This is a genomic window from Allobosea sp. FG18 (assembly GCF_057809495.1).
This window is the reverse complement of record NZ_JBMDKB010000056.1, coordinates 1-7538: the sequence shown is the minus strand read 5'-3', so window position 1 is coordinate 7538 and position 7538 is coordinate 1. Positions and strand designations below refer to the sequence as shown.

Sequence of the window (7538 nt, the reverse complement as noted above, 5' to 3'; positions counted from 1 at the left end):
GGGGGTCAATTCCTGATGTCGGCAAAGGGGTCAATTCCTCGTGTCGCTTGACAGCCCCGCCGGGATCCGCCTAGGCAGAGTGCTCGGCCAAATACTGGTTTAGCGTGCTCTGAGCCCGCCAGTGCCGATCAATCTCGACGCGGAGATCTGCTGGCCCCTTCAGCGCTGCAAGCTCGGCGAGGCTGAAGTTCCCGAGCTCCGCCTCATCCGCAAAAATGGCGAGGCCAAATAGATTGTCATGATAGCGCGGATTCATTTCCGCGACGATCCAAGTAACCGGCGCCCATGGCAGAAATAACTTCAACGCCGGCGTCGGATCAAAATTCTTATTCTGACGGCTCTGATGCCAATTCGAAATTAGCGATTCCTGAATTTCCTGAGAGAACACGATCATTTACTCGCTCCTTGTCCTCTTTGGGGTTTTCATCCCCGAGGAAGCCGAGCCGATTTCACATTCCGAACCAGCTGCGCCCCTGCCGGCGGCGCGGATTAACGCTCCATGCCGCCCTGGTCGCGCCCCTTTCGCACTTCTGGCGCATCGCGGCCGGCGAGAGCACGAACTGTCTCGGTCAGCGCATCCATGACCAGTGTGACCACCCTAAGGAGCTCCTTCACACTACTCGCCAGGTCGATGGTCTCCCAGATTTTCGTCAGCTGAACCTTCACGAAGGTGCTGGGCTTTTGACTCAGGTAGTCCGCTAGCTGGCGGCTTTGATCGTCGGTCATGACAAACCGAATGAGCCGCGCCGCGGCGGTCGATTCCGGAGAAAGGGGCTTTAGATCCTCACGGTTAAACGCGACCCGGATACAGCCGGGTGTCGAGCTGCGCAGTCGCAGATTTTCGTCGACGAACCTCTCGATCACGGCTTTTGCTTTCAGCCGCATCGCTTCGAGGTCAACAGCATCCTGCTGAGCGGTCGCTTTGGCAGTCTGGACAAGAGCAGGCTGCGGCGCAGGTTGAACGGGCTTTGTGAGCTGTTCAGCTGCGCGCCGCTGGCGCTCTAGTGCCTCATGGGCGGCCTGGGCGGCCTTCTGTGCCGCGGCAGCCTCGGCGGCACGCCGTTGCCACTCACGGGCCTCCTGAGCCTCCTGGGCGGCTTTGGCTGCCGCCTCGCGACGCTCGGCCTCCCGCTTCGCCTGAGCCGCGGCGATCTCGCGCTCGAGGACGACGGTTTCGCGCCTGGATTGCCTGATTGCCTCCAGGTCCGCGTTGCCTGCGATGATGCCGGAATTGATCTCCGCCCGATCGGAGGCTCGCCCAGACCGCTGCATGGCGGTTCCGGCGACACCGACGTGCACGGTGGGCTCGCGATCGACGCCCTGGTCGGCCAGGCTGCGGCGATCGACGCGTGCATCGAGGCCAGCGTACTGGAGCGCCGCATTGACGTGCCACTCCCACGCCTCTCGCATCCGCTCGACACTGCCCTTGTCCGACATGCCGCAGACGGTTTTACCCGTGTCGGGATCCCGGTCGCGAATGACCAGGTGCGCGTGATGATTGCGCTGGTCGCCAGCCTCTGACGGATGGTGGAGTGCGGCCAGCCACGGAGCCCGACCGCGGGTCACCTCCTGCGCGAACGACCGCACCAGCTCGGCCCGTTCGTCATCCGTCAGCTCGGCCGGCAAGGCGAGCGTGACCTTGGTCACCACCCGCGCATTCTTGCGGTCGCCGGCCTCCTGCTGGTCGAGCCAGGCCCGCGCCAGTTTCGGGTTGGTCGGCATGTGGGCTCCGATCACATCCAGAGCAGCTGAACTCCGGCTGATGTAGCTCACATGCGCACCGGCCGTGCCGGCTGCATGGGTCGACCTGCCAATTGAGCTTGCCGAGAGGGAGTAGATCGCCACGCTTCAAAAACCGCCAGAGGCCGCACGGGTTTCGCAGAAACCCATAAGTGCGCCCTAAAAGGGAATCTTACCGTCATGCCACCAGAGAGTAAATTCCACCTGTCGCGCAAAAAGTGATACGATGCGAGCGCTATGAATTTCAGCGCGAGGTCACACCTATGGATATTGAAGAGTCGGAATCAGACAGGAAGCTTCGGATGGCCTTGGAAAAATCGAAGGCCAGAACCGCCGCCATCGAAGCCAAGCTGAAATCGAGAGCGCAACTCCGATCAAAGATCGAGAGAGCCCGCCAGACCCGGCAGGATATCATCCTTGGCGCAATGCTCCGGGGATCAAAGCGGCCTGAGGATATCGCGACAGTGGAACGACTGAAGGCTACGCTGATCCGCCCCCAGGACCGGGAAGCCTTTGGCCTGGCCCCATTGGCAAACGTGCCTCAGCCGGTCCGCCCGGCCGAGGCTGCGCCGGCGCCGGCGCCAGGCTTCGATGCCGAAGCGCGGGCTCGCCAGGAGAACGAGGCCCGGCAAGCGCGCGAGGCTCAGCTCCGCGCCGTCAGCCGGCTCCAGGCTGAAAGGCGTGAGGGCTAGGGGTACTTCTGGCGCCCGTGCAGAACACGCACGATGACGAGGCGCTCGGCCTCGACCCGATAGACCACCACGAAGGGCGTGCGCGGCGGCGGGAACTCCCGGGTGCCGTGAATCCGACCGACACGCCCCATCTCCGGGAACCCCGCCAGCTTGTCGATCGAGGCGCGGATCCGGGTGACCTGGTCGCGGGCCGCGCTCGGATTGTCCTGAGCGATGAGGCTGGCATGATGAGCCAGATTCTGCAGCGCGCGGCGGCTGTAGACGATCCTCATGCGTGCCGTGACGCAGCAGTGATGGCCGCCTCCACCGCGGCAAAGGCCTCGTCAGCCTCGATCAGCTCGCCGCGCTCAGCCTCCTCGAGGCCAGCCTGAACCTCGGCCCGGAACCAGGCATCGTGATCGGCCGCCGCGCGCTGCCGGCGCAGCCGCTCGGCCTGGTCGGGCCGGCGGTGCCCGGCAGCTTCCTCATGGCTACTGGCGTCGACATCGAAGCGGGCCAGGCCAAGCTCGCCCTGCACGAAGGCCGCAGCGCTGTTGAGATGGCGCCAGGTCCGCAGCTGCCGCCGCGTCGAGGCCACCGCCCGCTCCAGGGCGCCGTAGCGCACCAGCACGGCCCAGCCGCCGGGTTGGCCGAGCACGGTGGCGCTGCGGATCGCCTGCGCCTCGACCAGGTTCCGCACCGCGCGGGAATCGATCATCTCGGGAATTCGCTCGGATCGCGCCATGGTACCGTCTTTCTCTCAGAGAGATTGACGGCAATCATTCAATGAATGCGCGACGAAAGCAAGTCTGACGCGCCCGTCGCGTTCCATAAAACCCGTTCGGCGAATCCGAAGCAGCCTGTTTCCCTCCAGCTAAATCGAGCGCAGCACCTTCCGCACCGTGCTCCGAGAAGCGCGTTCGCCTGCGAGCTATTTAGGTCAAGCAGCTTCAGCCACGTCGAGGCTGACCCTCAGGCCGGCAGCGCTGGCCAAGTTGATCAGCATGTCGAGGCTGAACTTCGCGATCCGGCCGCGCAGCAGGTCGTTAAGCCGAGGTTGAGTGATACCGAGCCTGGCCGCAGCTTCGGCCTGGGTGACATTCCAAGACCGTACCCGCTGTTCGATCGCGATCAGCAGGCTTGACCGCATGGTCATGCTCGCGGATTCCGCCGGGGTGTCTTCCAGTGCGTCCCAAATGTTCGCAAAGCTCAGGCGTTCCATAGCCTGCCTCCTCAGATTTTCTGCAGCCTATCCGCCGCTAGGTCCAAATCCCGCTTCGCCGTCTGCTGCGTCTTCTTCTGGAATGCGTGCAGAACGTAGACCGCATCCCCCATCTTAGCGATGTAGATCACCCGAAATGCTCCGTTCTCGTCGCGAATACGGATTTCACGGCCCCCCTGCCCTATTGTGTTCATCGGCTTCCAGTCGGCCGGATCAAGCCCGAGCTGAACCTTGTGCAACTGGACGCCGGCCTCTTTCTGCATGCTGACGGGAAAATCCCGCAGCCGCTCCAATGAATCTCCGAGAAATTCGAGGCGCTTCATAGCCGCCTTATACCAAAACTTATATAAATCGACAAGCCCGCCGCATTGTTTCAGCTAAATACGTATCCACGTATTTGCGCATCATCGCGAGCTGATTGGCGGCAGGCCGTGTTTTGCCAAGACGGCCGAGAAGCCCGCCTCTGCTATAGCTTGGATCGTTGTGCCCTCCGCGTCTGCGAGCTGGCGCAGGCGCTGCCAGTCTGTGCGCTTCACCTTGACCGTAAGAGCGACGGTCTCGCCCCCTCCCCGCTTCCGGCGCAGGGTTGGAAGCTCAAGGCCGACGCTAGGCCCGCTCGTGTCTCCTAGCGCTAGCACTCCGCTCCCGCCGGCATCAGCGCTCGCCTTCGGCCGAGTGAATGCAGCGAGTCCAGTGGCTTTCCTCATCGACGTATCTCCGTTTTTACGTATCTACGTACCTAGCTATTAACGCTTCAGCGTATTCTTGATCCACTGCCAAAGAGCGCGGATTTCGTCAGCCGCTTTGCCATCGGCCTCGAACTCGGTCACAGCGCTACCGCTTGTCACTGCGCGAGCGAATGCCCGACGATCCGTAATTTCGACGGGCGCAATCGGTAGGCCGTACGCTTCGAGCGCGGCGCGAGTTTCCCCGATCTCTGGCGCTCGAAATGGGCAAGCCGAGAGGATGAATGCGCCTTTGACGCCGGCCGCCTTTACGATCTCGACTGCGGCCGGTACGGCGGCCAGGTCGAAAGCCGCCGGCCGAACTGGAATTAGGATCAGCTCAGACCGTCGCGCGATCTGGCTTGCGGTCGGCGCGGCATGCGGCGGGCTGTCGATGACAACTAGGCTGATCCCTTCGCCCTTGGCTGCTTTCAACGCCGGATCGAGATCACCCGCTTGCGCCGTCGCGACGATCGGCGTTGCGGCCTCTCTCGCGCTGGCCCAGGCCGTGGCCGATTCCTGCGGATCGGCATCGATCACGCACACACGCTCGCCACTAGCTTCAGCAGCGACGGCCGTGTGAACCGACAATGTCGTTTTACCAGAGCCGCCTTTTTGGCTCAAAAACGCAACGACGTGCATGCGTTGATCCTTTTTCGCGTAGATACGTATCGACGTATACGCTCAAAGCGTTAAGCACGCATGAAACGCACTCACGTTCGCACGCAGATACGTAAACACGTATCTCGCTAAGGCGCGAGAACCCCCTGTTTTCTTCGGAAAGCCCATACCACCGTGCAGCCTGCGTGACGTTTGGGCTTTTCTGTAGTTTGTCCGCTTGCCGACCCGCCGTTTATGCGGGTCGGAACCGCCGCAGGGCCGCGATAGCGGCCCGAGTCAGCGGCGTCCGCTTGTTTATTTGATATTAGGTTGGGATTCAGACCGCCCAGCGGACTCACGTTCACCCAACAATAGGCCAAGCCGTTTCAGGCTGTCCGCGAGCAGGCTTGAGCCGAGGATTGCCGCCGCGCGATCGGCCGGCGCTAGCGCATCGAGCTGCGCTCGCAGCTCGGCCGCTGCCTGGGCCCGGGCATGCTCTAAATCGACCGGGGCAGGGGAGGCGGGTTCACTGAAGCCCAGGAGGCGGCTTGCAGCCGCTGGCAGCGACAAACGGTAAGCGTTGCTCGTCTGTTTGACCTGCGGTCCTCGGCCGGGCTCGTAGGTCGGCTCGTACCTGCGGAGCCAATCCAAGAAACCATGGCTGCGCAGGTTCTTGAGCGCGCGCACCACGGCATCCTTCGATCGCCGCAGAAGCCGCATCATCGTCTCAAGGGCTGGTTCGAGACGGCCGGTTTTGAAGTCAACCAGGTTGGCCAGCAACTCTAGCAGCTCGATCGCGACCGAGCCTAGCGGCCCGCTCCGCTGGCCTCGCTCACGCCCAGCCAGCTCGAACCGCTTCGCACCGGCCAGGATCGTCCGGACCTCCTGTCGGTTCGTCCGGCGCCAGAATGTGCCCTCACAGCGTCCCGCAGCTCGCGAATGCCGGCGCACCGCCGTCCGAGCGCGCGATTGAGGGGCGATCGATGGCATATCCGCGAGGAAGGCGGCTTCTAACTGGGGGTTGCGTGACGGCCGAGCCATCAATTTTTGGATGGCATTTAGGCGTGGCTTATCGCCATTTAACGCGAATTTCTGCATTTTTCGTCCCATTTGTGTTGGGACGTGCGCGGACGAGTAAGCCTCTGAAATTCCTTGTTTTTTTGCCCTCTCACTTATTTCTGTGAGTCGCGCAAAAATCCTTGAAAATTCAACACCACTGCATATACTACCTGCGTTATCCAGCGTGGGTAGCAGACACAGTTTTGCTTTCACGTCAATCCGGGCTCGGCGTTACCAGCGCCGAGCCCGAACTTTTTTCACCTCACGTCTTGCAGTTCGGTTTGAACCAACTGCCGGATCGCCGCTTCGAAAACCTCAGCTCGGGCCGGCACCCCGAGCTGAGATTTTAAACGGTCAACTTCTGCGACCAGCTCGCTCGCCATAGCGAAGCTCACATGCACCTTGCCTGCTTCGCGCTGACGAGCCCGCATTCTGCGGGTCACCTCAGCGCGCGACAGCGGCTTGTGCTCCTGATCGTTAGAATCAACCATCATCACAACATGTTACTTTAATGCCAACGGTTGTCTAGTTGGCACGTCATTTAGAGCTGGCTCGGGAATGCGCGCGGATCTCCGAGAGATAGACGAACCGGTCGATGGAGCGGACCCAATGATCAGCCGGCACGTGGCGCTCCAGGCTGAACTCGTAGAACAGCGCCTCCTGCGCCACCTGCCGTTCGCCCATCATCACCCCGCCCTCCGCACAAGGACGACTGAATCAGGACCTCATACCCGTCGCAACGACGACTTTTTCAACGGTATCCGCCCAAAGCCGACCCTGACAACGTCCGGATTGGGGCGGTCCAGTTGCGCGATCGGGCATGCCCGGCGAGATCGTGCCTTCGGGGGTCCGCCGCGCAAATGTCAGCAGCCAAAATCCGGGATCCGGGCCGGGTCTCCGGTCGCGAGCGTTGCGTCTGCCAGTGCGGTTGCGGGTGATCGCCGATGCAACCGGCTGCACCCTTCGGCGTCCTTGGGCTGCTCATTCCACGACTGTTGACATGGATCAATGGCACAGGGGATGCAAGAGCGGCTACTGCGTTCAGCGAGGGATTCTAGCGGCGAGCGTATTAACATTCAAGCAATCAATCTCTCGAAGAACAACAGGCGTTCGCAGCAGAAATAGGCGAGCAGCCACCAAGGGGAGAAGCGACGATGATGAAGGCGCTTTTGACGCTGCCGGCCCTGGCCCTCTTCGCGGGCGGGCTGACGATCACATCCGCGGAGCCAGCTGCCGCCGTCGTCTACTGCAAAACCGTCGGCGTGCCGAAGGGGTGCGTCGCGCGCGCCGGAGCGCCGGTGGCACGACGGGCGGTGGTCACGCCCGGCGTCGGGGCGGCCGGGGTGGGAGTTCGCCCTGGTACACCGATGAACCGCGGCGGGCCGGTGAACCGCGCCGGCCGACGCTGATCGCCGGTCAGTCACAGCGACCAAAAGCAGCGGACACTGCCCCAGAGATATATTGGCCCGGCTTTCCTCCGGCCCGATGAGGCGACAGACGCCCGATCATGCAGCCGCTCTC

General features: G+C 62.4%; 12 protein-coding genes. 2 read left to right on the top strand and 10 right to left on the bottom strand.

What is annotated here, in order from left to right; translation table 11 throughout:
• Positions 1-70 precede the first annotated feature (70 nt).
• Both ACODTJ_RS28730 and ACODTJ_RS28725 read right to left on the bottom strand, forming a co-directional pair.
• A complete protein-coding gene (locus tag ACODTJ_RS28730) occupies positions 71-394 on the bottom strand; it encodes a DUF2958 domain-containing protein (RefSeq protein ID WP_488851606.1) in 324 nt (107 codons plus the stop codon).
• Between the two features lie 95 nt (positions 395-489).
• On the bottom strand, positions 490-1722 hold the full coding sequence (locus tag ACODTJ_RS28725) for a MobA/MobL family protein (protein ID WP_488851604.1): 1233 nt from the start codon (positions 1720-1722) through the stop codon (positions 490-492).
• Between the two features lie 482 nt (positions 1723-2204).
• On the opposite strand from ACODTJ_RS28725, the gene ACODTJ_RS28720 reads away from it, so the two are divergent.
• Complete coding sequence (locus ACODTJ_RS28720; protein WP_488851602.1) at positions 2205-2432, top strand: hypothetical protein; 228 nt, start codon at positions 2205-2207, stop codon at positions 2430-2432.
• Here the strand turns inward: ACODTJ_RS28720 and ACODTJ_RS28715 are convergent.
• The 8 genes from ACODTJ_RS28715 to ACODTJ_RS28680 form a co-directional block, all read right to left on the bottom strand.
• Positions 2429-2704, bottom strand: a complete 276-nt coding sequence (locus ACODTJ_RS28715; RefSeq protein ID WP_488851600.1) for a type II toxin-antitoxin system RelE/ParE family toxin — start codon at positions 2702-2704, stop codon at positions 2429-2431. The two genes, ACODTJ_RS28720 and ACODTJ_RS28715, sit on opposite strands and share 4 nt — an antisense overlap.
• The gene (locus tag ACODTJ_RS28710) at positions 2701-3129 is read right to left on the bottom strand and encodes a hypothetical protein (RefSeq protein ID WP_488851598.1); all 429 of its coding nucleotides are present in this window, start codon (positions 3127-3129) and stop codon (positions 2701-2703) included. Before ACODTJ_RS28710 ends, ACODTJ_RS28715 begins: the two co-directional genes overlap by 4 nt.
• A gap of 222 nt (positions 3130-3351) precedes the next feature.
• The gene (locus ACODTJ_RS28705) at positions 3352-3633 is read right to left on the bottom strand and encodes a helix-turn-helix domain-containing protein (protein WP_488851596.1); all 282 of its coding nucleotides are present in this window, start codon (positions 3631-3633) and stop codon (positions 3352-3354) included.
• 11 nt (positions 3634-3644) lie between these two features.
• Positions 3645-3956 carry a type II toxin-antitoxin system RelE/ParE family toxin gene (locus ACODTJ_RS28700; protein ID WP_488851594.1) on the bottom strand — a complete coding sequence of 104 codons (312 nt, stop codon included), beginning with the start codon at positions 3954-3956 and terminating at the stop codon, positions 3645-3647.
• Positions 3957-4379: 423 nt separating this feature from the next.
• Positions 4380-5000 carry a ParA family partition ATPase gene (gene parA, locus ACODTJ_RS28695; RefSeq protein ID WP_488851592.1) on the bottom strand — a complete coding sequence of 207 codons (621 nt, stop codon included), beginning with the start codon at positions 4998-5000 and terminating at the stop codon, positions 4380-4382.
• Positions 5001-5273: 273 nt separating this feature from the next.
• Entirely contained in the window at positions 5274-6056 is a 783-nt protein-coding gene (locus tag ACODTJ_RS28690; protein ID WP_488851590.1) for a helix-turn-helix domain-containing protein, read from the bottom strand.
• Between the two features lie 218 nt (positions 6057-6274).
• Positions 6275-6511: a hypothetical protein gene (locus tag ACODTJ_RS28685; protein ID WP_488851588.1), complete on the bottom strand. Its 237-nt coding sequence runs from the start codon at positions 6509-6511 to the stop codon at positions 6275-6277.
• Between the two features lie 43 nt (positions 6512-6554).
• Positions 6555-6704: a hypothetical protein gene (locus tag ACODTJ_RS28680; protein WP_488851608.1), complete on the bottom strand. Its 150-nt coding sequence runs from the start codon at positions 6702-6704 to the stop codon at positions 6555-6557.
• A gap of 467 nt (positions 6705-7171) precedes the next feature.
• Here ACODTJ_RS28680 and ACODTJ_RS28675 point away from each other — a divergent pair, with 467 nt between their 5' ends.
• Positions 7172-7426, top strand: coding sequence for a hypothetical protein (locus ACODTJ_RS28675; RefSeq protein ID WP_488851586.1), 255 nt, complete (start codon positions 7172-7174; stop codon positions 7424-7426).
• Positions 7427-7538 lie beyond the last annotated feature (112 nt).

What these genes read in the sequence shown, in the direction of transcription:
- ACODTJ_RS28730 (WP_488851606.1), bottom strand. Translation starts at nt 394, where the DNA reads ATGATCGTGTTCTCTCAGGAAATTCAGGAATCGCTAATTTCGAATTGG.
- ACODTJ_RS28725 (WP_488851604.1), bottom strand. Translation starts at nt 1,722, where the DNA reads ATGCCGACCAACCCGAAACTGGCGCGGGCCTGGCTCGACCAGCAGGAG.
- ACODTJ_RS28715 (WP_488851600.1), bottom strand. Translation starts at nt 2,704, where the DNA reads ATGAGGATCGTCTACAGCCGCCGCGCGCTGCAGAATCTGGCTCATCAT.
- ACODTJ_RS28710 (WP_488851598.1), bottom strand. Translation starts at nt 3,129, where the DNA reads ATGATCGATTCCCGCGCGGTGCGGAACCTGGTCGAGGCGCAGGCGATC.
- ACODTJ_RS28705 (WP_488851596.1), bottom strand. Translation starts at nt 3,633, where the DNA reads ATGGAACGCCTGAGCTTTGCGAACATTTGGGACGCACTGGAAGACACC.
- ACODTJ_RS28700 (WP_488851594.1), bottom strand. Translation starts at nt 3,956, where the DNA reads ATGAAGCGCCTCGAATTTCTCGGAGATTCATTGGAGCGGCTGCGGGAT.
- parA (WP_488851592.1), bottom strand. Translation starts at nt 5,000, where the DNA reads ATGCACGTCGTTGCGTTTTTGAGCCAAAAAGGCGGCTCTGGTAAAACG.
- ACODTJ_RS28690 (WP_488851590.1), bottom strand. Translation starts at nt 6,056, where the DNA reads ATGCAGAAATTCGCGTTAAATGGCGATAAGCCACGCCTAAATGCCATC.
- ACODTJ_RS28685 (WP_488851588.1), bottom strand. Translation starts at nt 6,511, where the DNA reads ATGATGGTTGATTCTAACGATCAGGAGCACAAGCCGCTGTCGCGCGCT.
- ACODTJ_RS28680 (WP_488851608.1), bottom strand. Translation starts at nt 6,704, where the DNA reads ATGATGGGCGAACGGCAGGTGGCGCAGGAGGCGCTGTTCTACGAGTTC.
- ACODTJ_RS28675 (WP_488851586.1), top strand. Translation starts at nt 7,172, where the DNA reads ATGATGAAGGCGCTTTTGACGCTGCCGGCCCTGGCCCTCTTCGCGGGC.